Raw genomic sequence first — 25,223 nt, forward strand, 5'->3', positions numbered from 1 at the left:
TGCCGCTCCGAAGCCGTCGCGCCGGGAAAGCGGGCGGATGCCGAAGGCCGGGCAATGCCACGGGAGTTGGCGAACGCCAGAAGTGGGTGGCCGGATTCCGCGTCAACCCCGTCGAACCGCATCGCCGGTTCAGGTGCTTGCGTGAGCTCCTGCGCTTATCCGGTGTTCCGGCAGAAAATAATCAACTCAACGACGCCATCGAACTGGAGCAATACATGCGCCGTACCCGTATCGCCCCGCTCGCCGCTGCGGGCGCGCCGCCCGCGGCGAGCGCCTCCACCGGCACCGCCCTCGCGGCGGGCAGGGGCGACGTCGTGGTGTCGAGGACGGAACGGGCGCCCTTGACCGCGTACCCCGGACACCGCGCGCAGCCGGCGCCCGGCAGCGGTGCCGGCGCCGCCTGAGCCGCGGCCCTCCGCTTCCGCCACACCCGCTTCCACACTTTGGAGAACCTGCGCACATGGCCGCCGAACTCGTCGTCATGGGGCTGGGGCACGTCGGGCTGCCGCTCTCCCGAGCCGCGGTCTCGGCCGGTCTGGCGACCGCGGGATACGACGTGTCCCGCCCGGTGGTCGACGGCCTCACCGGCGGCCGCTCACACGTCGGCGGCGTCGGCGACACCGACGTCGCGGCCATGCTCCGCGCGGGCTTCCACGCCACGGACGACCCCGCGGTCCTCGAAGGCGCGCAGACCGTGGTGATCTGCGTGCCCACCGGGCTCACGGGCGCAGGCCTGCCCGACCTCTCCGCGGTCGAGGACGCGGCCACGGCCGTCGCCGCCCGCCTGCACCCCGGCATGCTCGTCGTCCTGGAGTCCACCAGCTATCCGGGCACCACCGAGGACGTCGTACGCCCCCTGCTGGAGCGCGGCAGCGGACTGCGGGCCGGCGAGGACTTCCACCTCGCGTACTCCCCGCAGCGCATCGATCCCGGCAATCCCACCTGGGACGTCCGCAACACCCCCAAGATCGTGAGCGGCCGCACCGCGCTGTGCGCCAAACACGCCGTGGCGTTCTACTCCCGGTTCGTGGACCAGCTCGTCGTCGCCCGCGGCACCCGCGAGGCGGAGATGGCCAAACTCCTGGAGAACACCTACCGCTACGTCAACATCGCCCTGGTCGACGAGGTGGCGCTGTTCTGCCACGAGACGGGCATCGACATCTGGGACGTCCTGCACTGCGCGGCGTCGAAGCCGTTCGGCTTCGCGCCGTTCAGCCCCGGCCCCGGCGTCGGCGGCCACTGCATCCCCGTCGACCCCCGCTACCTCGCCGCCCGCGCGGAGTCCCAGGGCTTCGCCTTCCGCACCCTCGCCGCGGCACAGGACGTACTGAGCCGCATGCCGGACCATGTCGTGGAGCGCGCGCTGACCATCCTCACCGGGACGGCGGGACGTCCCGAAGGGGCGACGGCCCTGCTCCTCGGCGTCACCTACAAACCCGACGTGGCGGACATCCGCGAGACACCGGCCCGCCAGGTCGCCGCCGGGCTGCTCGCCGCCGGCGTCGAGGTTTCGTACCACGACCCCTACGTCCCGGAGTTCACCGTCGGCGGGGCGCCGTTGCCCCGGACCGAGAACCTGCGGGACGCCCTGGACAGGGCCGACGTGGCCATCCTGCTCCAGGACCACGCCTGCTACGCGAGAGAGACGCTGGGCCAGGCCCGCTGCGCCCTGCTGGACACCCGAGGCAAGGCCGTGGGCAGCAGAGTCACCCTTCTCTGATCCCGCACCCCCGCCGGCCACGTCCGGCGCCCCCGGCCGGTCCGTAACCGGCACCCACAGCCCGCGCACGGCACCGCCGTGCGTGGTTGCGGCCCTGCCCAGGCGCCGCAGTTCAGTACCGACGTGACACCATCGTAAACAAGGAGAGACCCATGAGCACCGCTGCCGCCAACGAGCGTCTGGTGAAGCGTTTCGACAAGTGGGACACCGACGGCAACGGGGTCCTCGACGCCGCCGACTTCCAGAGCGAGGCCGCGCGTATCGCCCAGAACCTGGGCAAGGACGCCGACTCGCCGGAGGTACGGGAACTCCACAGCGCCTTCATCGGGCTGTACGAGTACCTCGCCGACAAGGCGGGTGTCGGGGCCGGTGGCGTCATCAACCGCCAGCAGTTCCTCGACGCCACCGGCGACATGCTGTTCAAGGAGGGCGAGGCCAGCTTCAACCGTGCCCTGTCGCCCATCGTGAAGGCGCTCATCCGCCTGTGCGACGAGGACCACGACGGCCAGATCGACGCCCGCGAGTTCCAGGCGTGGCTGTCCGGTGTCGGCGTGCCGCTGTCCGAGGCCGACCTGGCCTTCCAGAAGGTCGACACGAACGGCGACGGGCGGCTGTCCGAGGACGAACTCCTGGAGGTCGTACGCGACTTCCACTTCGGCCGGCTGGAAGTCGAGCTGCTCGGCTGACCCGTCGGACCACCTCCGGTGACACGGGGTGGCGCCGCCGGGCTCAGCGGCCGGCGCCACCGCGTGCGCGACGACACCGGTGAGGGGCCGAGGCCGGACCCGCACGGGTCCGGCCACACCCGTGCCCCCGGATCCGAATCCGGGGGCACAGGGGCCCACGCCTGCGCTCAGGAGCCCTGGGGTGCGCCGCCCTCCTCCCCGGACCGCCCCCGCAGGACGGTGCCGGGCGGCCCGGCACCGCCCTGCGTGAAGGTGACCGTCTGCTCCGGCAGCAGTTCCAGGTCACGGCCGCTGACCGGACGCCCGGCATGGATCAGGACGTTGTAGTGGTTCGGCAGATGGCAGGCGTCGAACCCGAGCACCGTGCCGACCACCGTGTCCCCGACACGCACCAGGTCGCCCCGGTCGATCACCCCGCCGCACTCCAGCTCCACGAAGCCCAGGAAACCCACCCGGTCGATCCGGGTGCCGGGGCGCGGCTCCCACTGGTCGGTGGTGACCAGCTCGTGCACCTCACCGCGTCGCACACAGCGCGCCGCGTGCTCCTCCACCCGCATGCCCCGGTCGGTGCGCCGGTGCACCAGCACCTTCACCAGGGTGCCGCGCACCACACGCTTCGAGCCGTCCTCGGCGGGATTCACCGGCCCACCCCCTGCCCGGCGGGCAGGGCGCGGCCGTAGGCCGCCTCCACCAACTCCAGTGCGGGCAGACCCCCGTGCGCCCCCGGACCGGCCGGCCGGCGCCCGTCCGCGAGCTCCGCGAACTCGCGGAGAACCGCCTCGTACTCGTGCCACAGCGACCCCTTGAAGGTGGTGTGCCCGGCCAGCATGTCGGCACCCAGCACCTCCCCGTCGGCCAACTTTACCTCGACGTCCTTGAGTTCACCCGGGTACGACCAGTCCAGCTCCACCGATGCCACCGCCCCGGTACGGCCGCGCAGGCGGATCACCGCCCTGCGGTCGACGCCGTGGCCGTCGCGTTCGATCGCGCGACCGGTGACGGTGAGGTCACCGAGCAGCAGCCGTACCACGTCGAAGGCGTTGGGACCGTTGTCGGCCAGACAGCCCCCGCCGCAGCGGTCGGGGTCCAAGTACCACTCCTCGCCGCCGAGATGCTCCTCGATGCGCTCCAGGTACCGCACCCGGACCGAACGCACCTCCCGGCCCGCGACCTGGTGCGCCAGATCGCGGACGGCGGTGTTGTAGCGGCGGTGGAACGCCGTCATCAGCGGTACCCCGCCACGGTGTGCCAGATCCACCAGCACGCGCCCCTCGGCCGCGGTCAGGGCCAGCGGCTTCTCCACGCACACCGGGACGCCGGCGCTCAACGCGTCCCGGCACACGGGCAGATGGACATCGTTGGGGACGGCCACCACCAGGGCGTCCGGCCTGGCCCGCGCCAGCAGCGTGCGGTGGCCGGAGAAACGCGCCACCGGGCCGGGGAAGCGCTCCAGGGGTTCAGCGCGGGCGTCGCACACCGCGGTCAGCTCCCACTCGGGGAGCCGTTCCACGGCGGCCAGATAGTAGGGGGAGATGGCGCCGAGGCCGATGACCCCGAGGCGCAGCGGCCGGTTCACCGGCGGCCCCCGAGCAGCCCGAGACCGGTCAGTTCCGCGTACAGGTGCGGCGGCAGCGGGATGCCGTCCCGGCGCCGCTCGGCCGCGAGTTCCGCCTCCCACCAGCCCGGATAGCGCACCGGTTCGCCGTCGTGCACCGGCGGGCAGTCGGTGAGCGCGCCGAACAGCGACCGGGTCGCCGCCGCGAGGTCCGCGTCGGGGCGCAGCACCGCCGGGGCGACGGCGAGCAGGAAGAAGCCGATGTCGTCGTCGCTGCCGTGCGGCCGGCCGTCCCCCTCCAGCGCCGCGGGCGCGGGCCCCACGGCCGCGCCGGAGACCACGGCGGCCAGCAACTCCACGGCGATGCCGAGCCCGAAGCCCTTGTGGACGCCGGTCCGCGCGCTCCCGCCGAGCCAGCGCAGGAACGCCTCGCCGCGGTCGAAGGCGGCCGGGTCGGTCACCGGCCGGCCCGCCGCGTCCTCCAGCCAGCCCGCGGGCACCGGCTCGCCGCGCCGGGCGGCCACCCGCACCTTGCCGGTGGGCGCGACCGTGGTGCTCATGTCCAGCAGGAACGGATGCCCGTCTAGGGCGGGCGCGGCGACACTGAGCGGATTGGTGCCGAGCATCGCGACCGCGCCGCCCGGGGGCCGGGCGATGCGCTGGCCGCCGCAGTTGCTCGCGACCAGGCCGATCATCCCGGCGTGCGCGGCGCGCGCCGCGTGGAACCCGGCGCACCCGAAATGGGTCGCGCCACGGACCGACACCAGGCCGATCCCGTGCCGGGCGGCCCGTGCCACGGCGTCGTCCATGGCCTCGGCCGCCGCCCACAGGCCGAGCGCCCGGTGGGCGTCGACGACCGCGCAGGCACCGAGGTCCGTGACGGTCTCCGGTTCGGCGCGGGGATCGCAGCGGCCGCCGGCGAGCAACGGCAGGTACAGGCGGCCGAGGTTGAACACGCCGTGGGAGTCGAGCCCGGTCAGATCGCCGTGGCAGAGCGCGTCCGCGGCGAGCCGGGCCCGCGCGGCCGGGATGCCGTGCCCGGCGAACAGACCGGTGAGCGCCGCATGCAGCTCCGCGTGGTCGACCAGGACAGGTTCGGCCGGGACAGGGGTGTGCTCGGCCGCCGCTCGGTGGGCGGGGGGTGCCGTCATCCGGATTCCTTACGGGATGGGGGTCGGTTCTCTGCGGGTGGGGCTGTGGGGCGGGGCTCTTCCCGGCGGTTCACCGCGGACCGGCTGCCGGGCGCCCGGCCCGCTCCGTCGCCGGCCGCTCCACCGCCGGCCGCTCCCCGTCCGCGAAGGACGTGACGAGCCGGTGGACCACCCGGGCGAAGTCCTCCAGGTCGGCGAGGTCCACGAACTCGCCCGGCGCGTGGGCGCGGTTGGCGGCGAGGTCGCCGGGACCCAGCACCACGGTGAACGCGTCCTCCAGACCCGCGGCCCAGACGGCGTCGCAGGTGAACCCCGGGTCGTCGGCCGGGGGCCGGGCGCCCGCGCGGGTCAGGAGCGACTCGGCCCACGGGTCGCGGTTGTCCAGCGCGGGCAGTCCCTGCTTGTCCCAGCCGAGCCGGGTGATGCGTCGCGCGTCCCGTGCGGTACGGACGAACTCCCGTCCCGAGCCGAACAGTTCGGCGAAGCGGTCGAGTCCGTCGGCGAGCTGCCGGGCGACCGCCGTCCGCAGCCGTTCGCCGGCCGCGGTGGTGCCGTACGACAGGTTCAGCAGCAGCGTGCCGGTGCCGTGGACGCGGTTGTGGGTGCGGCCGGTGTGCAGTCCGGCGACGCACACCCGGGTACCGGGCACGGCCCCGTCGAGCGCCGCGGCGAGATGCTGGGCGAGGAAGCCGAGCAGCACGGTGGCGTTGTGCCCGGCGTCCGGGTGGTCGTCCACCGCGTCCTCGCCCGCCACGGTGATCCGCGCGGTCATGGCGGCGGTCGCCCGGGGCAGCGCGCGCAGCCCGGTCGGCTCGCAGAACACGTTGAGCCGCCCGTGGTACCCGGCCTCCAGCAGCGGACGGGTGCCGTAGGTGCCCAGGGCGCCGCCCTCCTCCCCGGCGACCGCCTGGACCAGAACGCCGACCTCCCGCCCGACGGCGGGATGCGCGGCGGCGGCCGTCAGCCCGGCGAGCAGGGCGACCGCGGGCCCCTTGGCGTCGACCGCGCCCCGGCCGGTGAACCGGGAGCCGTCGAAGACCGGCGGGGTGTGACCGGCGACGGTGTCCAGGTGCACGTTGAACATCACCGTGTCGGCGCGGGCGCGTTCGGGCCCCAGGCGCAGCAGCAGACTCGGCTGACCGGCGAGGAAGCGCGGATCCCGGGCGGCGGCGCGCACCGTGGCCGGCACACCGGCCCGGTCCAGGCAGCCGGCGGGCGGCTCGCCGAGCCGTACCGTACGCAACCCGGTCCCGGCGGCGGCCGCCGCGTAGCGCTCCAGGAGCCGAGGCAGCCGGGACGGCGGATCGTCCGGGCCGGTCTCCAGCGGGCTGACGCTCGGCAGGCGCAGCAGGTCGAGGAGCAGTTCCCGGAACCGGCCGGTGAACAGGGCGCTCACGCCGGGCCGCCCGAAAGGTCCTTCAGCAGCGCGACCAGCGCCTGCCCGGCCCGCACGAAGAGGTCGGCGGCGTCCGTACCGGCCCGGGTCAGCCCCTCGTGGGGCCGTACGGCGAGGTGCGGTTCGAGGGAGAGCGCCCCGCTGTAGCCGTGGGCGGCCAGGATCCGCAGGCACTCGGCCACCCCGGCGTCGCCCTCGCCGGGCAGCGTGTAGGCGGTGGAGCCGTCCGCCAGGCGTACCGCGTCCTTGACGTGCACGTGCTCGACGTACGGCGCGAGGTCGCGGAGCATGACCGGCGCGTCGTACCCGTGGGGGACGCCGTTGCCGATGTCGAACAGCAGGCGCAGGGCGGGGCTGTCGACCGCGCGCAGCAGACGCAGCGCGCGGTCGGCCCGGTCCCCGGCCCAGCCCGCGCAGTTCTCGTGCACCAGCACCAGCCCCGCGCGGGCGGCGCGGTCCGCGAGGACCGCGGTGCGGGCCAGCGCGCGGTCGGCCCATTCCCGCTCCGGCAGGCCGTCGTTCGGGTACGACATGATCCGCACCAGCCGGCAGCCGAGGACGGCGCACCGCTCGGCCAGCACATCGAGTTCGGCGAGGTCCGGGCCGATGCCGCCGGTGACCGGACGCGACCAGTTCCCGATCCGGGACGCCACGGCGGCCACGGTGACCCCGCCGTCCGCGAGCCGCCGGGCGAGCGCCCCGAACGCGGCGGGGGCGAGGTCCGCGAGCGCGGTGCCGTCGACATCGCGCAGCTCGATGGCGGTCCAGCCCAGGCGTCGCAGCGCGGCCAGCTGACCGTCCGCGCCGGGTGCGGCCTCGTCCCCGATGCCGGCCAGCGGCCCGAAGCCGGGGGCGGTGAGGTGGTGCGGGGGCATGTCAGCGGCTCCCGGCAGGGGAGGTGGCGACGGGAGTCGGGGCCAGGACGGCCGGCGGCACCGCGTCGGGGCGCGCCACGACGGCACAGCGCTCGCGCGCCACACACAGCAGCCGTGCCGTCGCGGACGCGAGCGCGAAGTTCATGGCCCCGGCCGTCCCCGAGGCGAAGCCCCGGTAGGCACCCTCCAGGAATCCGGTCAGGGCGTCGTCGCGGAAGACATGGTGCCCGGCCTCGTCGTCCGCACCCTGGACGACGAGCTGGGCGTGGTCGTCGTCCTCGCCCAGCGGGAAGTGCGCCGTGGCCGTCCCGTCCTCGAACTCGCAGACCACGTCGCGCTGCCGGACCGCCGCGCCGAGATCGGAGCGCAGCAGGGTCGTCACCCCCGACCGGTGTGCCAGCTCGACGTGGGCACCGCCGAGGCGGGGCAGCACGCGGTCCTCGCAGCGCAGGTCCCAGCAGCGCGCGGCGCGCAGTTCGGCCGGACCGGCCAGGTCGAGGGCGAGCGCCAGGGAGTGCGGGATCTCCACGTCCAGCGCGCTCGGGTGCCCGTCGGTGGTCAGCGACCGCAGGAAACGGGGCTTGTGCTGGTCCACGGTGATACGGCGGAGGGGACCGAGCGTCTCGTCGCGGACCAGCCGGCGCAGTCGGCCGGCGAGCCGGGAGCCGGTCCAGTGCGAGACGACCACCACGTCCAGGTCCGCACGCTCGCGGAGCCGTACCAGGGCGTCGAGTTCGTCCATGGACGCGGCGAGGGGCTTCTCCACGATCAGCCGGCGGACGCCGTGTCCGGCGAGCCGCGCGATCACGTCGTACCGCACCCGGGGCGGTGTGCACACATGGGCCACCGTCGTGGCGGGGTCGATCAGGGCCAGGGCCCCCTCCAGTGTGCCGACGGCCGTGAGCTCGCCGGGTGTGCCCGCGCTCCCCGGTGCGCCGGCGCGCGGATCGCAGCCGATCACGGGCAGCGCGACGAGCGGATCGCCGGTGGCCGCGATGCGCGGGGCCAGCCGGGCGAGGGTCCTCAGGTGCAGTCCGGATCCGGAGCGGCCGAGCCCGATCACGAGGGGCTGCAGCACAAGACCTCCTGGGAGAAAGGGGAAGGGGACGCGAACATGTGCCGCGGTACGTGCGGTTCGCCGGGTGTCGCGCGCGACTCCGGCGCGCCGCCCGACTATTGCCGCCGGGCGCGGAAAGGGTCAAGCGATCCGGAACGCCGTTACCCACAAAGTGTGAAGATGATCCTTTCCTTTCGCGGTCCGAGGGAAGATCCGACTACCGTGGCCGTTCCGCAGAAACGACGGGACGGGTGAGAGTTTGCCTTCCAGTGGACAGCTTCCGGCGCCGGCCGGGGGCTTGGCACCGACCCATTCGGGGACGGCCGAATCGATTCCCTTCTTCTCCCAGGCCGCGACTTTCGAACAATTGTGGCCGTCCATCGAAAATGCGCTGGGCGATGTTTTCGACAGCGGCAAATTCAGCCATGGGAAACAGGTCGGGCAACTCGAGACGGAACTCGCGCACTACACCGGCGCCCGGCATGTGATCGGGGTCAACAGCGGTACCGACGCGCTGGTGCTGCTGCTGCGCGCCTGCGGACTGCGGCCCGGGGACGGGGTCCTGGTGCCGGCGTACTCGTTCTTCGCCACCGCCTCCGCCGTCGTGCTCGCGGGCGGGCGGCCGCAGTTCGTGGACATCGACCCGCACAGCTACGCGATGGACCCCGAGGCGCTCGACGCCGCCGTCACCCCCCGGAGCCGGTTCGTGATGCCGGTGCACCTGTTCCACACCATGGCCGACATGGCGGCCGTCGACGCCGTCGCCCGGCGGCACGGCCTGACCGTCGTCGAGGACAGCGCCGAGGCGATCGGCATGCGCCGGCGAGGGGTCCACGCGGGCCTGCACGGCAGGGGCGGCGTCCTGTCGTTCTTCCCCTCGAAGACGCTCGGCGCGATCGGCGACGCCGGAGCCGTCCTCACCGACGACCCGCGGATCGCGCACACCGTCGCGGCCCTGCGCCACCACGGCAGGGGCGGCCGCACGCTGAACGACTTCACGGCCATCTCCACCGAGAGCGCGCTGCCGGGCGCCAACAGCAAGATGGACGACATCCAGGCGGCCGTCCTGCTCGCCAAACTGCCCCTCCTGGAGGAGCACATCGCCCGCCGCGCCGAACTGGCCGCCGCCTACACCGCCCGGCTGCGGGACCTGCCCGGCGTCCTCCGCCTGCCGCGGGCCGTCCCCCGGACGCCGGAGGACCGCGACGTGCACTACGTCTACCTGATCGAGACCGAGCACCGCGACGCCCTGGCCGGCCACCTCGCCGGGCAGAGCATCGGCACCGAGGTCTACTACCCGCTGCCGCTGCCCCACCAGCCCGTCTTCGGTCACCTGGGCCACCGGCCCGGCGAGTTCCCGCACGCGGAGGCCGCCGCCCGCCGCGCCCTGGCCCTGCCCTTCCACCCCGATCTGCGCCCCGGCGACCTGGACCGCGTCCGCGACGCCATCGGCTCCTTCCTCGCCACGACGAGGACCACCGCATGAGCACGACGCCCGCCACCGCCGTCCCCTTCTTCCCGCCCGCCCTCTTCGAGGCCGACCGCGCCGAACTGATCGCCCTGGTGCGCGAGGTGGGTCTCGATCCGGAGCAACGTTTCATCCTGGGCGCGCGCACCGCCGCCTTCGAGGAACTGCTGCGCGCCGACCTCGGCGCCGCCGACGTGGTCGCCTGCTCCAGCGGCACCTCCGCGCTCTCACTGGTGCTGCGGGCCATGGACGTCGGCCCCGGCGACGAGGTGATCGTCCCCGCCTTCGGCTGCGCGCCGCTGGCCTCCTCGGTCGTCGCCGTGGGGGCCGTCCCGGTCTTCGCCGACATCCGGCCGGACTCCATGACCATGGACCCGGACGACGCCGAACGCCTCGTCACCGAGCGGACCAGGGCGGTGATGCCCGCCCACATGTTCTCCGTGATGGCCGACATGCCCCGCTTCACCGAGCTGGCCCGGCGGCACGGACTGCGCCTCCTGGAGGACTCGGCGGTCGCCCAGGGCGGCGTGCTGCGCGGGGTGCCGGCCGGGCTGTGGGGCGAGGCGGGCGTCTACTCCTTCGTCCAGGTCAAGACGGGCGGCATGCCCGGCGAGGGCGGTGCGGTGATCACCCGGGACCCGGCGCTCGGCGAGCGGGTGCGGATGCTGCGCAACCACGGCCAGCGGCCCGGTCGGCGGTTCGTCCACCACACTCTCGGCGTCAACAGCCGTTTCGACGAGATCCAGGCGGCCTTCCAGACGCACCGCTACGCCGGATTCCCCGCGCGTCTCGCACGGCGGGCCGAGATCGCCGCGTACTACACCGAGCGCTTCACCCCGCTCGCCGGACGCGGGGTGACCCCGCCGCCGCCCGACCGCGACGGCCGCTGCCACTACGTGTACACCGTCCTCGCCGACGCCCGGGAAGCCCTCGCCGTCCACCTGGCCGCGCACGGGGTGGCCAGCCACGTCTACTACCCGAGCCCGCTGCCCGCGCACCCCGCCTTCACCAGCTACGCGCCCTCCGGCGCCCGCTGGCCCGTCGCGGAGGAGGCCGCCCGCCGCCACCTGTCGCTGCCGGTGCACCACTTGCTGACCGACGTCCAGGTCCGGCAGGTCGCCGACCTGGTGTGCGCCTTCGCCACGGCGCTCGGCTGACGGACGGCGGACTCCCGTACGCGGGGCCCCGCCCGCCCGCCGGCACGCCACGCCGACGCGCGGTCGGCCGCGAGCACCGGTGAGACCGGGCAGCCGCTCGTCACCGGGCAACCGAGCACCGGTGACACCGGGCGGCCGACCGCCACCGGGCACCGCCGGCCCGAGGCGACCGGCTGCCCGGGAGTGCGCCACCCGCCCGGCACGGCGCGTACCGCACCCCCGGCCCGCCACAGATCACCCCCCGCGCGCCCGCACGCTCCCCCCGACACCGACCATCCCCCGAAGACCCGATTCGAAAAGGCCCCATGACCGACAGCATCGTGGCCGGCCGCCCCACGGCCGCCACCCACGCTCCCGGCAGGCTGCGCGTCTACGCGCGGCTCGGCAAGCTGGACGTGTACGACTACTACCTCGGCATCTTCCTCGCCCTGACCGCCGCCCTGTTCCCGCTCGACGGCTTCACCGCCCGCAAGGCGCTGGTCCTGGCGCTGTTCCTGGCCGGGGAGGTCGCCGTACTGATGGCGATGGTCGCCCTGGACGACGTCACCGGATTCCGCGACGGCAGCGACCTCGCCAACTACGGTCCCGACAACCCGCTGCGCGGCAAGGCGCGCAAACCCCTGGTCGCCGGGGCGCTGACGGTGCCCCAGGCGCTGCGCTTCGCCTGGACCTGTGCCGTGGCGGGCGCGCTGCTGTGGACGGCGGCCTGCGCGCTCGCCCCGCACCGCCCGCTGTGGGCGCTCCTCGCCGCGGGCGCCCTGCTCGCGGTGTCCCTCCAGTACTCGTACGGTCTGAAGATCAGTTACCACGGCTTCCAGGAGGCGTTCCTCGTCGCCCTCGGCGCCGTGCTGGTGATCGTCCCGTACGGCCTGCTGACGGGCGAGTTCGCCGGCTTCGTGATGGTGCAGGCGGTGCTGTTCGGGTTCGGCCCGCTGATGTTCGGCGTGTACTCCAACACCAACGACGTCGAGGGCGACCGCGCCGTGGGCCGTCCCACCGTGGCCGCGCTGGTCTCGGAGCGGGGCAACGCCGTCTTCATCGGGGCGCTGTCGGCCACCGAGTTCCTCATCGGCGCGCTCGCCTCGCTCACCGGCGCGGCCCCCTCGTGGTTCGTGCTGCTGATGCTCCCCGCGACCGCGCTGCGCGCCCGCCAGTATCTGACCGGTTTCGTCCGCGGCGACATCATGACCGCCCGCCGGACCGGCTTCACCGTGCACCGCCTCGCCGTGGTGCTGATGACCGCGGCCAACCTCCTCGTCGGCTGGGAGGCCACCCGATGACACCCGAACTGGACGTCGCCGTCGTCGGCGCGGGCATCGCCGGACTGACCGCCGCCCACGAACTGCGCCGCGCCGGACTCTCCGTCCGCGTCTACGAGCGACTCCCCGACGTGGGCGGCCGCATGCGCAGCCTGCGCCACGAGGGCTGGACGGTGGACACCGGCGCCGAACAGGTCGCCTCCCACGGCTACCGGGCCACCTGGGAACTGCTGCGCCGCCTCGGCGTCACCCCCGCCGACGTGCCCCGGGCCGGCGGCGGGGTGGCCGTCTGGCGCGGCGGCCGCGCCCGTCCGGGCGTGGGAGAACGCTCGGCCGTGCTCACCGGCGCCGGACTCTCCCTCCGCGCCCGCCGCGACCTGGCCGCCCTCACCGCCTGGTGCGGCCGTCGGCGCGCCTGCTTCGACGGCGACCACCCCGAGCGCACCCCGCTGGGCGCCACCACCGTCCGCGAGGCGACCGCGCGCTACCACCGAGACCTGCACGACTATCTCTTCCAGCCCCTCGCAGGCTGCTTCTTCGGCTGGGACACCGCACGCTCGGCGGCCGCCCCCCTGGTCAGCCTGCTGCTGGAGGCCGGACCCCCGACCACCTGGCGCACCTACCGGCAGGGCATGGACTTCCTCGCCCGCCGGCTCGCCGCCGGGACCGAGGTCGTCACCGGGCGCACCGTGCACGAGGTGGTCGACGCGGGCGGGCACGCCGTCCTGCGCTGCGACGACGGTGAGGTCAGGGCGCGGGCCGCGGTGCTCGCCGTACCCGCACCCGTCGCGGCGGCCCTGCGCCCCGAGGCCCCGGCCGACGAAAGGCCGTTCCTCACCGCCTGCGCCTTCACCCCGACGCTGAAGGTCAGCTGCCTGCTGGACCGCCCGCTCGCCCCGGCCGCCCGGCGTCCGGTGCACATCCTGCTCACCCCGGCCGCCGAGGAACAACTGCTCGCCGGCGTCGTCGTCGACCACGCCAAGGACCCAGGCCGCGCCCCCGACGGCCGCGGCCTCGTCACCCTCGTGGCCGCCCCGCGCCAGGTTCCCGGACTCCTCGACGCCGACCCGGACGAGGCCGCCGGCCTGCTGGTCCACGCGGCCGAACGCTACGTCCCCGGCATCGGCGCCGCCCGCCGCCACCACTTCACGCACGGCTTCCGCGACGGCCTGCCCGAAGCCACCCCGGCGGCCCTCGCCGAACGCACCGCCTTCCTGGAGCGGCCGGTACGCGCCGTCGAGTACGCGGGCGACTGGGTGATGCTGCGCCCCGCTTCCGAAGGCGCCGTCCGCGCGGGGGCGCTCGCCGCGTCCCGCGTCCTGAGCAGGATCGGCCGGCCCCGACCGGCCGGCCCCGACCGACTGGAGAACACCGTTGCGACCGCATGACATGGGCACCCTCTTCGACGAGGCCGCGGCGGCCGGCGCCCGTACCGTGTTCCACCTGGACCGGCCCCTCGACATCGCCCCGGACGCCGGAACCCGCTGGAGCGTCCCGGAACTCGCGGACCTCGTCCGGGTGACCGCCGACCGGCTGGCGACCGCCGGAGTACGGGCGGGGGACCGGGTGGCGATCGTCAAGGACAACCACTGGGACTACGACCTGCTCGCCTGCGCCGCCGTCCGCGTCGGCGCCGTCCCCGCGCTGCTGTCCGCCCGGCTGGAGCCGCAGACCCTGCGCACCCTGCTGGAACGGCTGCGCCCGGCCGCGCTCGTCACCACCTCCGCGCTGCTCGCCCACTGCCCGGCCGGGGCTGCACCGGTCCGCGTCACCCTCGACGCCGAGGTCCCCGGAGCCGTCCACCTGGCCGCGCTGGACGCCACCCGGCCCTGCCCACCGGTACGACGCTCCGACGGCGACCCCCTCGTCATCCACCACACCTCGGGCACGACCGGGGTGCCCAAGCTGGTCGTCCACTCCACCCGCACCCTCGTGCACAAACTCGCCCGCTTCGAGGCGGTGCGCTACCCGGGCATCGGCATCCGCCGCGACGACGTCCTGCTCAACGCCAGCGCCTACGCCCACGGCCGGACCTTCTGCTGGACGGCGGTGGTCCTCTCGACGCCGCCCGCCGAGGTCGTCGTGCTCAGCGGCGACGACCCCGACACCGCCGACCCGCTGCTGCGGGCCCACCCGCCCACCGTCGCCGAGGCGCTGCCCGCCACCTACGTCAGGCTGCGGCCGCTCACCACCCGCCTGGACAACCCCTTCCGGCGGGTCCGCCTCTACATCAGCACCTACGACGCCGTCCATCCGCCCGCCCTGCGTGCCTATCTGACGGCGACCCGCCACCCCCGCCCGGTGTGGATGCAGGGCTGGGGCCAGACCGAGACCGGACCGCTGACCTTCCGCTTCCACACCCGGCGCGCCACGCTCGCGCCGGTCGCGGGGGCCACGGCACGCCGGCTGGGCCGCCCGGTGCCGGGCCGGACCCGGCTGCGCGCCGTGGACCCGGAAACCCTGCGCCCGGTACGGCGCGGCCGCCCCGGCCTGCTCCTGGTGCGCACCGCCGCCCTCGCCCTCGGCTACCTCGCCGAGGACGAACGCTGGGACGCCAAACGCGTCGGCGAGTGGTGGTCCACCGGCGACATCGGCGTGCTCCACCGCGACGGCAGCGTCAGCGTCCTGGACCGTGAGGTCGACAGCGTGCCCGGCCTGAGCTGCCTGCGGACCGAGGACCTGCTGGAGGAACGGCTGCCCGAGGCCCTGGAATGCGTGGTCCTCGGCGGCACCGACGGCGATCCGCTGCCCGTCGTGGTCACCGCCGACGGCCGACTGGACCCGGGCGCCTGGAAAGAGGCCACGAACGGCCTACCGACGCTGCGTGAACCGGCCGTCCTCACCTGGGACGATGTGCCCCGCACCGGCACCGGCAAGGTCCGCCGGGCCGCCCTGGCGCGACGCCTCACCGGCACCGGGCCGGCGGGCACCGGACGCTGGACCTGACGGCCGCCGCCCCCGACCGACCGGTTCCCCGAACCATCGACTCCGTCCACCGAAGGCCGCGTTGCGACCGGCCGCCCCCGCGACGAAAGGAGCCACCCGCATGGCACCGCCGGCCCCCGCCAGCGCGGTATTCGGCAACGGCACCGCGCACAGCCGCGACCAGCACCGCTGCCTGGAGGCCGCCTACGACCCGGTGACCCTGCCCCGCCTGGCCGCCGCCGGCGTCGGGCCGGGCTGGCACTGCCTGGAGATCGGCGCGGGCGGCGGCAGCATCGCCCGCTGGCTGGCCGAGCGGGTCGCACCGGGCGGCTCGGTGCTCGCCACCGACCGCGACCCCCGCGACCTCGTCCCCGGCCCGGGGCTCGAGGTCGCGGCGCTCGACGTGGCCCGCGACCCGCTGCCCGAGGCGGCCTACGACCTGATCGTGGCGCGCCTGGTGCTCCAGCACGTGCCCGCCCGCGACGCCGTCCTGCCCCGCCTCGTACGAGCCCTGCGGCCCGGCGGACTGCTCCAGATCGACGAGATCGACGCCTCCTACGAGCCCCCGCTGCTGACCCCGGACGCGGCGGCCGAGGCACTGTACGTCCGCTTCCTGCGGGCCAAGTCGGCCGCGATGCGCGCGGCGGGCGGCGACCCGCACTGGGGACGCCGCGTGCCCGCGGCGCTGCGCGCGGCGGGGCTGACCGGCATCGACGTCCACGCGCACATCGGCGTCCGCCACGCCCAGGACCCCGGCCTGGGGCTCCAGTCGAACCACACCCGCAACCTCCGCGACCGGCTGGTCGAGCAGGGTATGACCGACGAAGAGCTGGACCGGGTGCGGCGGTTGATGCGGGACCCCGCGTTCCGTGCCGCCTCCAGCGTCTTCTACTCGGTGCGGGGCCGCAGGCCCGGCGAGGGGGACAGGTGAGTCCGCGCACCGCCGTGCCGCCGGTGGTCGCCGCCGCCGTCGCCGACCGGTTGCTGCGGCACTGTGCACCGGGTGCCCCCGAGGCGCGCCCCACCCTCGACTGGGCCGGCCCGGTCGCCCTGGACCTGCCGGACGAGCGTGCCGTCCAGGCCGCCTGCGGGCTCATGCACATCCACGGCCGGGCCACCGGCGGCCCGGCCCCGCTCGCCGTCGACTACGCCTCGGTGGTGGCCGGGGTCCTCGCCGCCCAGGGCGTCACCGCCGCCGGGATCGCCCGCGCCCGCGGACTGGACCTGCGCGAGGTGCGGACCTCGGTCGCGCAGGCGGCACTGCTGGCGGCCGGCCAGTACCTGGCCGCCGCCACGGCCCGCGCGGGGGACGGCCCGCCCGAGCCGGCGCCGGCGGCGGAACCGAACGCGCGCGGGCTCGCGACCCTGGAGACGGCCGACGGCGCCCGGGTGGAACTGGAGACCCTCGACCCGTCGGCCTGGCGGGAGTTCTGGACCCGGCTCGGCGTACCGTCCGCCGTCGCGGGCCGCGGCTGGCTGCCCTTCCAGCAGCGATTCGCCACCGCCGTCTGCCCGTTGCCCGACGAACTGCGCGCGGCCGCCCGCCGCCGGACCCTGCCGGACCTGCGGGCCGCCGCGTACCACACCGGCGTCAGCCTGCTCACCCTCGGCGCCGACCCCGCCCCGGCCGTCCACCCCGAACCCTGGCGGCTCACCCCCGCCCCGGCCGGCCCCCCGGTTCCCCGGCGGCGGACCCCCGCACCGGCGCACCCGCGCACCGGTGTGCCCGCGCCGCGCACCGGCGGTGTCCCGCCCCTGCCGCTCACGGGCCTGCGGGTGGTCGAGTCCACACGCCGGGTGCAGGGCCCCCTCGCCGGACACGTCCTGGGGATGCTGGGCGCCGAGGTGATCCGGATCGAGCCCCCGGGCGGCGACCCGATGCGCTGGCTGCCACCGCTGGCCGCGGACACCTCGGCCCGGTTCACGGCCCTGAACGCGGGCAAGCGGGTCGTCGAGGCCGATCTCACGACCGCGCGGGGCCGGGAGACGGTACGCGCGCTGGCCGCCGGTGCCGACGCCTTCGTGCACAACTGGGCCCCCGGCAGGGCCGGCCGGCTCGGGCTCGACGCCCCTGATCTGCTGGCCGACCGCCCCGCCCTGGTGTACGCCTGGGCCTCCGGCTTCGGCGACACCCTCGGCGACCGCCCGCCCCTGGGCACCGACTACCTCGCCCAGGTGCACAGCGGACTCGCCGCCGCCGTACGCCCCGCCGACGAGCCCCCGGCCCCCTCCCTGATGACCCTCACCGACGTGCTCGGCGGGCTGGTGTGCGCCCAGGGTGTGCTGGCCGCGCTGGCGCACCGGGAACGGACCGGTCGGGGCGGCCGCGTCGACTCCAGTCTGGTCTCCGCCGCCGCGCTGATCCCGCGTCCCGCGCGGCGGGTCCGCTGGACGCCACTGGACCGTCCCCTGCGCACCGCGGACGGCCACCTGTACCTCGGCCCCGAGGCCCGCGCGGACCCCGGGAGGGCGCGCCGCCTGCTGGACCGCGCCGACCGGTCCCGCCTCACCACCGGCGAGTGGACGCACCGCCTGGCCGAAGCGGGCCTGACCGCGACCCCCGTACACACCGACCTGGCCGCCCTGGCGGACGACCCCGCCTTCGAGGCGGCCGTCGCACCACCGGACACGGCCGTCGGCCACGCCCGACCGCACGCGCCCTGGGAGTTCGCATGACCGTCGCCCCCGCCACCCTCCCCGCGGCCCGGGGCGGACACCTGGCGTGGACCTCACGCGCCGGTGTGGCCTTCCCCGACCTCGTGCCCCGGGCCCGGCGCCGGGCCTGGGTACACGAGGGCCTGTGCCCGGACGCCGGCCTGTACACGCTGTTCACCGCCCGGGTCCGGGAACACCCGGACCGCGCCGCCCTGGTGGACGACGCGGGGACGCTGACCTACGCGGCGCTGGGCGCCGAAGTCCGCCGTGCAGCGGCCCTGTTCGCCCGGACGGGCCTCGCCGCCGGGGACGTGGTGGCGCTGCGGCTGCCCGACGGGCGTGACGCCGTGGCCGCCGAACTCGCCGTGTACGCGCTCGGCGCGGTCGCCCTTCCGCTGCCGCCGAGCGGCGACGACCGTGACACCCGGGCCCTGCTCGCCCGCTCCCGGGCCCGCGCCGCCGTCCTCGCCTCGGCCCGGCACGCCCAGGCGGTGACGGACCTTCCCCACCTGGTCTCCGTGTACGTCCCCGGACCGGACCACGCGAGCGCGCACGGCCTGCACCCGCCGCGGCCCCGCACCCCCGAGCCCTGGCAGCCGGGCCCGGTCGACCCCTACGGGCCCGCCCGTATCCTGGTGTCGTCCGGCTCCGAGACCGAGCCGAAGATGGTCGCCTACAGCCATCACGCCCTCGCGGGCGGCCGGGCCCGCTACGTCCGCGCCCTGCACCCGGACCCCTCGGTGCCGCCCCGCCACCTCGTCCTCGTCCCGCTGGCCTCCTCGTTCGGCTCCCTCGGCACACCGGTCACCCTCGCCGTCCTCGGCGGCACCCTGATCGTGTCGTCGCGGTTCGACCCGGCGGGCACGCTGCGGCTGATCGCCGACCACCGCCCCACCCATCTGTTCGCGGTGCCCACCATGCTGCGCCGCATCGCCGACCTGCCGGCCCGGCCGGGCGAGGACACCTCGTCGTTGCGCGCCGTCGTCTCCAGCGGTGCCGCCCTGCCGCCCGCGACCGCGGCGGCCTGCCGCCGGCGCTTCGGCCGCCCGGTGGTGACCGTCTACGGCTCCTCGGACGGCGTCAACTGCCATACGGCCGGGGAGAGCCGGCACCCGGGCGACAGCGCCGGCACCCCCGATCCCGAGGTCGCCCGCATCCGGATCACCGGCCCCGACGGCGCCCCGCTGCCCGCCGGCCGGCCCGGCCAGATCGAGGCATTGGGCCCGATGACACCCCTGTGCTACGTGAACTCGCCGGAGCTGAACGCCCGTTACCGCACCCCCGACGGCTGGGTGCGCACGGGTGACCTGGGCCGCCTGGACGAGCACGGCAGACTGCACGTCCTGGGCCGGCTCAAGCGCATCGTCGTACGCGGCGGGCTCAACATCAGCCTCGCCGAGGTGGAGCACGAACTGGGCGGCCATCCGTCCGTCGCCGAGGCGGTGTGCGTCCCGGTGCCCGACCCGGATCTCGGGGAACGCCTGTGCGCCTGTGTCCGTACGGCCCCCGGCACCCCCGCACCCACGCACGCCGACCTCACCGGGCACCTGCTGGCCCGCGGCCTGGGACGCCGGAAACTCCCCGAACTCCTGCTGCTGGTGGACGAGATGCCCCTCGGCGCCACCGGCAAGATCTGCCACCGGACGCTGACCGCGTGGGCGGCCCGGCAGCCGCACGGCGGCAGGCAGCCGGGGGAGTGAGGGCAGGGGCGGTACTCGGGACGTCGTCGGAAGTCGTCGGCGGCACCGGAGCCCGCAGGGCCCGCCGCCGATCCGACGCCGCGGAGCCCCCGCACGCGCGGCACACCGGTCAGCACGGACGGCGTGAACTCCCCACGGGCGGTCTCCGGCCCGCCGACGAGCCGGCCGCGGGCATCCCCGGTCCGGCACGGCCTGCCGTGCCTCCTCCGGCACGGCAGGCAGCCGCCGGCAGCGCGCCTGTCGCGCCCGCCGGCCTCGGCGAACCGGCAGGCCATGACGTCACGCGGCCCCGCGAGAGTGCCTCCGGGTGTCAGGACCCGGGCGGCGATCCGGAATCCGGCGACCGCCATGCCGAACCGGTGGCATGGCGGTCCCGGCCACCACGGCGTGCACGGCCCGGCGGAGCCGCCGGGCGGCGGTGCATCACAGCGCCGAGGTCGTCGCCTCCCCGGAGGCGCTGCCCGCGACCCACTGGTCCCAGTCCAGGTTGAAGTCCGCGTAGCCGTTGTCGGGGTCCGCCTTGGCCCGGGTCGAGCCGGTGATGGTGACGGGGTCGCCCTGCTTGACCTGGCCGTAGAACCACTTGGCGTCCGACAGGGACAGGTGGACACAGCCGTGCGAGCCGCGGGCGCTGCCGCTGCCCGGCGAGGGGTCACCGGTCGAGTAGTGCACGTACGTACCGCTCTGGGTCAGGTGCACGTCCCAGGGCAGCGTGAGGTCGTAGTAGTTGGGGCTGCCCTTGGTACAGCTGATGCCGACGCTGCAGGAGGTCATGTGGACCTTCTTCTGCTTGTCGATGACCGCCATCGTGCCGTTCCACGTCGGGTACTGGGGGCTGCCCGCGTTGATGGACAGGGTGCGCACCAGCTTGCCGTCGCGGGTCACCTTCATGGTGTGGCCGGTGACCGAGACGTCCGCGCGCACGTCGTCGCCGATCGTGAAGGTGTGCGTGTAGTCGTGCACGCCGTAGCGCCCGGCGCCGTTGCTGACGCCCTCCAGGTCGGCGTCGATCTTCACCTTCGTGCCGGAGGGCCAGAAGGTCTTCGGCCGCCAGTCGGCGCGCTTGTCGCCGAACCAGTGCCAGGCGCCGGCCACCGGCGTGGAGGCGCTGACCTTCATGTGCTTCTCCACCGTGGCCCGTGCCTTGGCCGCCACGGGGTTGGTGAACACCACCGAGATGGGCATGGCCACGCCCACCGTGGTTCCGCTCTGCGGGGTGATCGTGTCCAGCAGCATCGGCGGACCCGCGGGCTTCGTCGGCGAAGCGGAGGCACTCGCGGTCGACTCGGCCGGCGCTTTCGCGTCACCACCGGCCGTGTCGGAGCCGCCGCCCCCGCCGCCGCAGGCACTCGCACCCATCAGCACGGCACCCGTGACCAGTGCGATCCCTATGCTGCCCTTGCGCCGTCCCACTGCCTACCCCGCTCTTTCGTACCTATGGCCCTGACGAGCCCGACTCCCTGCCAGACAGGGAGAAGGCGGTCCTCAGTTGCGCGTCCCGCGCAAAGAGTGTCCCAAACTCCTGTGCGCCGCCGGACAGGGGGAACGGCAGGAGGCGCCGCCCTCGCCCGCGGGGACGTCAGGCCGCGCGCGCCGTCCCCCGTCGCTCAGCAGCCGTCCCGTTCCGTCTCGATCGTCACCTTGCTGCCCGCCCTGAGCACCCGGACATCCGCATAGGTGTTCCGGGCGACCCGATACCAGACACGGTCCCGGGAGCGCTTGCCGTCGACGTCGTCCAGCATGACGCACCAGCGCTCCTGGCGGATCACGCGGCGGTAGGTCTCCGTGCCCCGCCGCACCTTCGTGCACACGGTCGTCGACCTGGTCGTGTACCAGGTGCGTTTGCCGCTGCCGTGTCCGGACGTGTGCCGCACGCGCTTGGACCCGGAATGGCACTGCCTGACCATGTGCGGCCGGGTCGCGAGCCTGCTCGCCGCCGGGACCCGCCGGGTGGTGTCCAGCAGTCCCGACACCTTCCGCGGCTCGTCGGAACAGCCTCCGAGCGCGGCCACGACGACCAGGGCCACCGCGGCGAGCGCCGCCCGGCGTATGTGGTGCTGCACGTTCCTCCTCCGTTTCGCCACCCCGGGAGGAACGAACTCCTCGTCCCCCGGCAGGTGTGGGCACCGGGGAGTATGACGGACCACCGCCAAGATCCGAAAGCCGGGCCACGCTCCCGGGGCGGAACACCCCGGGCCGCGATCCGCGGCCCGCACAGCGTCGGTGACGGAGGGACGGCCGCCCCGCCCCGGCAGACGCCGCGGGGAACCGGAGCCCTCCTCCGAGGGCCCCGGTCCGGCCCCGCACGAAATCGAACACGAGCTGCTCGTGCGCCTTGGCCTGATCATGTACGGGTGCGACGCGGTGATCGTCTTGTGCGGCACACCCCGTCCCGCCCCGGCCCCCGCGAACGTGGCGCAATGCCAACCATCGGCCCGATAAACCGCGTTCAATTTTTTATCACCGCTTCGAAGTAAGCGCGTCGGCATTCCGGGGACACGGCCTGACCGGCCATTACGGTCCTCTGCGTGGGCGGATCCCGAGATCCTCCCCGCATCCTTCCTCCCTTTCGCGGTCGGCGCCCCGTGCGCGCCGACCGCCCTGTCACGCAAGGAGAGGCCCGACCCGATGACCGTCGACAGCAGCCCGGAGCCCCGGACCGTACCGGCGACACCGCAGCAGTCCCTGAGCACCGCCGCCGCCCGCAATCTCGCCACCACCACCAAGTCCGCCCCGCAGATGCAGGAGATCACCTCCCGCTGGCTGCTGCGGATGCTCCCCTGGGTCGAGACCGAGGGCGGTGCCTACCGGGTCAACCGACGACTGCGTCACACCCTCGGCGACGGACGCATCGAGTTCGTCCAGGAGGGCGCCACGGTCCGCGTGATCCCCCGGGAACTCGGTGAACTGGCCCTGCTGCGCGGCTTCGAGGACCTCGACGCCCTGACCGCCCTCGCCGACCGCTGCGCCCAGCGCGACTTCGCCGCCGGCGAGGTGCTCGTCGAGCTCGGCGCACCCGCCGACCGCATCCACATGATCGCCCACGGCCGCGTCAGCCGGACCGGCCAAGGCCAGTACGGCGCGGAGGTCGCCCTCGCGGTACTCGCGGACGGCGAGCACTTCGGTGAGGAAGCCCTCCTGGACGGCGACTCCCGCCACGCCTGCACCGTCACCGCCGAGACCTCCGGCACCCTCCTCACGCTCTCCCGCGCCGACTTCGCCGCCGTACACGACTCCGCCCCGAGCCTGCGCGCCCACATCGAACGGTTCAGCTCCGCCACCCGTAAGAGGCAGAACAAGTACGGCGAGGCCGAGATCGCGATGTCGGCCGGCCACGTCGGCGAGGCCGAACTGCCGCACACCTTCGTCGACTACGAGCTGAACCCGCGCGAGTACGAGCTCTCCGTCGCGCAGACCGTCCTGCGGGTCCACACCCGGGTCGCCGACCTCTACAACGGGCCGATGAACCAGACCGGGGAGCAACTCCGGCTCACCGTGGAGGCGTTGCGCGAGCGCCAGGAGCACGAGCTCATCAACAACCGTGAGTTCGGGCTGCTGCACAACGCCGACTTCAAGCAGCGCATCCAGCCCCACTCCGGGCCGCCCACCCCGGACGACATGGACGAGCTGCTCACCCGCCGCCGCGGCACCAAGTTCTTCCTCGCCCACCCGAGGACGATCGCCGCGATCGGCCGCGGCTTCACCGCCCACGGTCTCTACCCGGACCACGTCGACGTCGGCGGCCGGACCGTCCCGGCCTGGCGCGGGGTCCCTATCCTGCCCTGCGACAAGATCCCGATCAGCGAGGAACAGACCAGCTCCGTCATCGCGATGCGCACGGGCGAGGAGAACCAGGGGGTCGTCGGCCTGTGGCGGACGGGCCTGGCGGAGGAGCACGAGCCGGGGCTCTCGGTGCGCTTCATGGGCATCAACGAACAGGCGGTCACCTCCTACCTCGTCAGCACGTACTACTCCGCCGCGGTTCTCGTCCCCGACGCGCTCGGCGTACTGGAGAACGTGCACATCGCCCGCAGGCGGGACTAGTGCCGCAACAGGCGACGTCCGCCCCGTCGCGACGCCCTGCACGCACTCTCGCCGCACCGGCCGAAAGCCCGAGCACGCCCAGTACGAGGGCTTCCGTCCGGCACGCCGAGAGCACGCACCGGACGCCGCTCCTGGACGGGCGAACGTTGCCTGCCGCGGCACTAGCACCTCCCCTCCGGAGTTCGCCGGGGTCGCGGGGCAGCGACACGGCGCCGTCGGCCGGATCCGGCCTGATCCGAAGAAGGACCTGGAAGAACCGTTTCACGCAAGAGGCCGACAACCCCGCTTTACACAGCACCAGTTCTTCCTCCTCCGCCGCAGCAAGGAGTCGCAGATGCCCGCTCCCGGGCCCCTCGGACCAACCGTCCCCGCACCGCAGCCGCTCACACCACCCGTCCCGGAGGCCGCCTCCGCCCCGGCCCCCGCTCCCGCCGCCGAACCGGCCGCGCCCGCCGCCGGCCCGGACCTCCGGCGGATCCTCGGCGGACCGACCGGCCTGGGCACGTCCTCGCTCTCCCTGGCCCGCGCGCTGACGCCGCCGTTCCCGGACCGGGTGCCGGAAGCGGACCCGGCGCCCCTCGCGCCCGCCGAAGGCCACGTCGTACCCGGTCTCTACCACCACCCCGTTCCGGAGCCCGATCCCGGCCGCGTCGAGGAGGTGAGCCGGCGGATCAAGCGCTGGGCCGAGGAGGAGGTCCAGCTCTACCCCGAGGAGTGGGAGGGCCAGTTCGACGGCTTCTCCGTCGGGCGCTACATGGTCGCCTGCCACCCCGACGCTCCCGGCGTCGACCACCTGATGCTCGCCGCCCGGCTGATGGTCGCGGAGAACGCCGTCGACGACTGCTACTGCGAGGACCACGGCGGCTCGCCCGTCGGTCTCGGCGGACGCATCCTCCTCGCGCACACCACGCTCGACCCCCTCCACACCACACCGGAGTACACGCCGGCGTGGGAGGAGTCGCTCGTCTCGGACGCCCCACGGCGCGCCTACCGCAGCGCGATGGACTACTTCGTCCGGGCCGCGACACCCTCCCAGACCGACCGCTACCGGCACGACATGGCCCGGCTGCACATGGGCTACCTGGCCGAGGCCGCCTGGGCCGAGACCGATTACGTCCCGGAGGTGTGGGAGTACCTGGCGATGCGCCAGTTCAACAACTTCCGCCCCTGCCCGACCATCACCGACACCGTCGGCGGCTACGAACTGCCGGCCGACCTGCACGCCCTGCCGAAGACGCAGCGGGCCATCGCCCTCGCCGGCAACGCGGCCACCATCGTCAACGACCTCTACTCCTACACCAAGGAACTCGACAGCCCCGGCCTGCACCTGAACCTGCCCGTCGTGCTCGCGAAGCGCGAGCAGCTCTCCGAGCGCGACGCGTACCTGAAGGCCGTCGAGGTCCACAACCAGCTCATGCACGCCTTCGAGTCCGCCGCGGCCGACGCCGCCGCGGACTGCCCCGTGCCCAGCGTGCTGCGCTTCCTCAAGGGCGTGGCCACCTGGGTCGACGGCAACCACGACTGGCACCGCACCAACACCTACCGCTACAGCCTGCCCGACTTCTGGTAAAGAAC

At 74.6% G+C, this 25,223-nt stretch carries 21 protein-coding genes; 13 read left to right on the forward strand and 8 right to left on the reverse strand.

The window, feature by feature from the left end:
• Positions 1 to 215: 215 nt before the first annotated feature.
• The 3 genes from VT52_RS18680 (at position 216) to VT52_RS18690 (ending at position 2,406) form a co-directional block, all read left to right on the forward strand.
• On the forward strand, positions 216 to 404 hold the full coding sequence (locus tag VT52_RS18680) for a hypothetical protein (RefSeq protein ID WP_046425802.1): 189 nt from the start codon (positions 216 to 218) through the stop codon (positions 402 to 404).
• A 56-nt stretch (positions 405 to 460) separates the two neighbouring features.
• Positions 461 to 1,720 (forward strand): nucleotide sugar dehydrogenase, encoded by a 1,260-nt coding sequence (locus VT52_RS18685; RefSeq protein ID WP_046425800.1) that lies wholly within the window; start codon positions 461 to 463, stop codon positions 1,718 to 1,720.
• 152 nt (positions 1,721 to 1,872) lie between these two features.
• Positions 1,873 to 2,406, forward strand: a complete 534-nt coding sequence (locus tag VT52_RS18690; protein WP_046425798.1) for an EF-hand domain-containing protein — start codon at positions 1,873 to 1,875, stop codon at positions 2,404 to 2,406.
• Positions 2,407 to 2,573: 167 nt separating this feature from the next.
• On the opposite strand, the gene VT52_RS18695 is transcribed toward VT52_RS18690, so the two are convergent.
• The 6 genes from VT52_RS18695 to VT52_RS18720 all read right to left on the reverse strand — a co-directional run bounded on the left by VT52_RS18695 (position 2,574) and on the right by VT52_RS18720 (position 8,461).
• A complete protein-coding gene (locus VT52_RS18695; protein WP_046425796.1) occupies positions 2,574 to 3,047 on the reverse strand; it encodes a DUF6917 domain-containing protein in 474 nt (157 codons plus the stop codon).
• Entirely contained in the window at positions 3,044 to 3,982 is a 939-nt protein-coding gene (locus VT52_RS18700; protein ID WP_079175117.1) for a Gfo/Idh/MocA family protein, read from the reverse strand. Before VT52_RS18700 ends, VT52_RS18695 begins: the two co-directional genes overlap by 4 nt.
• On the reverse strand, positions 3,979 to 5,112 hold the full coding sequence (locus VT52_RS18705; protein WP_046425794.1) for an Ldh family oxidoreductase: 1,134 nt from the start codon (positions 5,110 to 5,112) through the stop codon (positions 3,979 to 3,981). Before VT52_RS18705 ends, VT52_RS18700 begins: the two co-directional genes overlap by 4 nt.
• A 70-nt stretch (positions 5,113 to 5,182) precedes the next feature.
• Positions 5,183 to 6,508, reverse strand: coding sequence for a M20/M25/M40 family metallo-hydrolase (locus VT52_RS18710; protein ID WP_046425793.1), 1,326 nt, complete (start codon positions 6,506 to 6,508; stop codon positions 5,183 to 5,185).
• Entirely contained in the window at positions 6,505 to 7,383 is an 879-nt protein-coding gene (locus tag VT52_RS18715; RefSeq protein ID WP_046425790.1) for a sugar phosphate isomerase/epimerase family protein, read from the reverse strand. The genes VT52_RS18710 and VT52_RS18715 overlap by 4 nt, the downstream gene beginning before the upstream one ends.
• Position 7,384: 1 nt before the next feature.
• Positions 7,385 to 8,461 (reverse strand): Gfo/Idh/MocA family oxidoreductase, encoded by a 1,077-nt coding sequence (locus VT52_RS18720; protein WP_063888369.1) that lies wholly within the window; start codon positions 8,459 to 8,461, stop codon positions 7,385 to 7,387.
• Between the two features lie 346 nt (positions 8,462 to 8,807).
• Between VT52_RS18720 and VT52_RS18725 the strand changes: the two genes are divergently transcribed.
• From VT52_RS18725 to VT52_RS18760, 8 genes are all read left to right on the forward strand, one after another.
• Positions 8,808 to 9,926 carry a DegT/DnrJ/EryC1/StrS family aminotransferase gene (locus VT52_RS18725; RefSeq protein WP_240509806.1) on the forward strand — a complete coding sequence of 373 codons (1,119 nt, stop codon included), beginning with the start codon at positions 8,808 to 8,810 and terminating at the stop codon, positions 9,924 to 9,926.
• Positions 9,923 to 11,065 (forward strand): DegT/DnrJ/EryC1/StrS family aminotransferase, encoded by a 1,143-nt coding sequence (locus VT52_RS18730; protein ID WP_046425785.1) that lies wholly within the window; start codon positions 9,923 to 9,925, stop codon positions 11,063 to 11,065. Before VT52_RS18725 ends, VT52_RS18730 begins: the two co-directional genes overlap by 4 nt.
• Before the next feature lie 305 nt (positions 11,066 to 11,370).
• Entirely contained in the window at positions 11,371 to 12,345 is a 975-nt protein-coding gene (locus VT52_RS18735; protein ID WP_046427496.1) for a UbiA family prenyltransferase, read from the forward strand.
• Complete coding sequence (locus VT52_RS18740; RefSeq protein ID WP_046427497.1) at positions 12,342 to 13,712, forward strand: FAD-dependent oxidoreductase; 1,371 nt, start codon at positions 12,342 to 12,344, stop codon at positions 13,710 to 13,712. Before VT52_RS18735 ends, VT52_RS18740 begins: the two co-directional genes overlap by 4 nt.
• A complete protein-coding gene (locus VT52_RS18745; protein WP_240509807.1) occupies positions 13,699 to 15,270 on the forward strand; it encodes a class I adenylate-forming enzyme family protein in 1,572 nt (523 codons plus the stop codon). The genes VT52_RS18740 and VT52_RS18745 overlap by 14 nt, the downstream gene beginning before the upstream one ends.
• A 100-nt stretch (positions 15,271 to 15,370) precedes the next feature.
• Positions 15,371 to 16,180 carry a class I SAM-dependent methyltransferase gene (locus VT52_RS18750; RefSeq protein ID WP_046427502.1) on the forward strand — a complete coding sequence of 270 codons (810 nt, stop codon included), beginning with the start codon at positions 15,371 to 15,373 and terminating at the stop codon, positions 16,178 to 16,180.
• Positions 16,177 to 17,925 (forward strand): CoA transferase, encoded by a 1,749-nt coding sequence (locus tag VT52_RS18755; RefSeq protein ID WP_046427503.1) that lies wholly within the window; start codon positions 16,177 to 16,179, stop codon positions 17,923 to 17,925. The genes VT52_RS18750 and VT52_RS18755 overlap by 4 nt, the downstream gene beginning before the upstream one ends.
• Positions 17,922 to 19,604, forward strand: a complete 1,683-nt coding sequence (locus VT52_RS18760; protein ID WP_046427506.1) for a class I adenylate-forming enzyme family protein — start codon at positions 17,922 to 17,924, stop codon at positions 19,602 to 19,604. Before VT52_RS18755 ends, VT52_RS18760 begins: the two co-directional genes overlap by 4 nt.
• Positions 19,605 to 20,027: 423 nt before the next feature.
• On the opposite strand, the gene VT52_RS18765 is transcribed toward VT52_RS18760, so the two are convergent.
• Together VT52_RS18765 and VT52_RS18770 are read right to left on the reverse strand one after the other, a co-directional pair.
• Entirely contained in the window at positions 20,028 to 20,963 is a 936-nt protein-coding gene (locus VT52_RS18765; protein ID WP_079175120.1) for a L,D-transpeptidase, read from the reverse strand.
• A 248-nt stretch (positions 20,964 to 21,211) separates the two neighbouring features.
• On the reverse strand, positions 21,212 to 21,667 hold the full coding sequence (locus VT52_RS18770; protein ID WP_053055711.1) for a hypothetical protein: 456 nt from the start codon (positions 21,665 to 21,667) through the stop codon (positions 21,212 to 21,214).
• 565 nt (positions 21,668 to 22,232) lie between these two features.
• Here VT52_RS18770 and VT52_RS18775 point away from each other — a divergent pair.
• Positions 22,233 to 23,648 (forward strand): family 2B encapsulin nanocompartment shell protein, encoded by a 1,416-nt coding sequence (locus tag VT52_RS18775; protein WP_046427510.1) that lies wholly within the window; start codon positions 22,233 to 22,235, stop codon positions 23,646 to 23,648.
• Between the two features lie 334 nt (positions 23,649 to 23,982).
• Positions 23,983 to 25,218, forward strand: coding sequence for a family 2 encapsulin nanocompartment cargo protein terpene cyclase (locus VT52_RS18780; RefSeq protein WP_046428761.1), 1,236 nt, complete (start codon positions 23,983 to 23,985; stop codon positions 25,216 to 25,218).
• Positions 25,219 to 25,223 lie beyond the last annotated feature (5 nt).

Source organism: Streptomyces malaysiense (assembly GCF_000980885.2).
Taxonomy (GTDB): domain Bacteria; phylum Actinomycetota; class Actinomycetes; order Streptomycetales; family Streptomycetaceae; genus Streptomyces; species Streptomyces malaysiense.

Excerpts from the sequence above, each read along its gene's own strand:
- VT52_RS18680 (WP_046425802.1), top strand. The coding sequence starts at position 216 with ATGCGCCGTACCCGTATCGCCCCGCTCGCCGCTGCGGGCGCGCCGCCC.
- VT52_RS18685 (WP_046425800.1), top strand. The coding sequence starts at position 461 with ATGGCCGCCGAACTCGTCGTCATGGGGCTGGGGCACGTCGGGCTGCCG.
- VT52_RS18690 (WP_046425798.1), top strand. The coding sequence starts at position 1,873 with ATGAGCACCGCTGCCGCCAACGAGCGTCTGGTGAAGCGTTTCGACAAG.
- VT52_RS18705 (WP_046425794.1), bottom strand. The coding sequence starts at position 5,112 with ATGACGGCACCCCCCGCCCACCGAGCGGCGGCCGAGCACACCCCTGTC.
- VT52_RS18715 (WP_046425790.1), bottom strand. The coding sequence starts at position 7,383 with ATGCCCCCGCACCACCTCACCGCCCCCGGCTTCGGGCCGCTGGCCGGC.
- VT52_RS18730 (WP_046425785.1), top strand. The coding sequence starts at position 9,923 with ATGAGCACGACGCCCGCCACCGCCGTCCCCTTCTTCCCGCCCGCCCTC.
- VT52_RS18735 (WP_046427496.1), top strand. The coding sequence starts at position 11,371 with ATGACCGACAGCATCGTGGCCGGCCGCCCCACGGCCGCCACCCACGCT.
- VT52_RS18740 (WP_046427497.1), top strand. The coding sequence starts at position 12,342 with ATGACACCCGAACTGGACGTCGCCGTCGTCGGCGCGGGCATCGCCGGA.
- VT52_RS18750 (WP_046427502.1), top strand. The coding sequence starts at position 15,371 with ATGGCACCGCCGGCCCCCGCCAGCGCGGTATTCGGCAACGGCACCGCG.
- VT52_RS18760 (WP_046427506.1), top strand. The coding sequence starts at position 17,922 with ATGACCGTCGCCCCCGCCACCCTCCCCGCGGCCCGGGGCGGACACCTG.
- VT52_RS18765 (WP_079175120.1), bottom strand. The coding sequence starts at position 20,963 with ATGGGTGCGAGTGCCTGCGGCGGCGGGGGCGGCGGCTCCGACACGGCC.
- VT52_RS18775 (WP_046427510.1), top strand. The coding sequence starts at position 22,233 with ATGACCGTCGACAGCAGCCCGGAGCCCCGGACCGTACCGGCGACACCG.
- VT52_RS18780 (WP_046428761.1), top strand. The coding sequence starts at position 23,983 with ATGCCCGCTCCCGGGCCCCTCGGACCAACCGTCCCCGCACCGCAGCCG.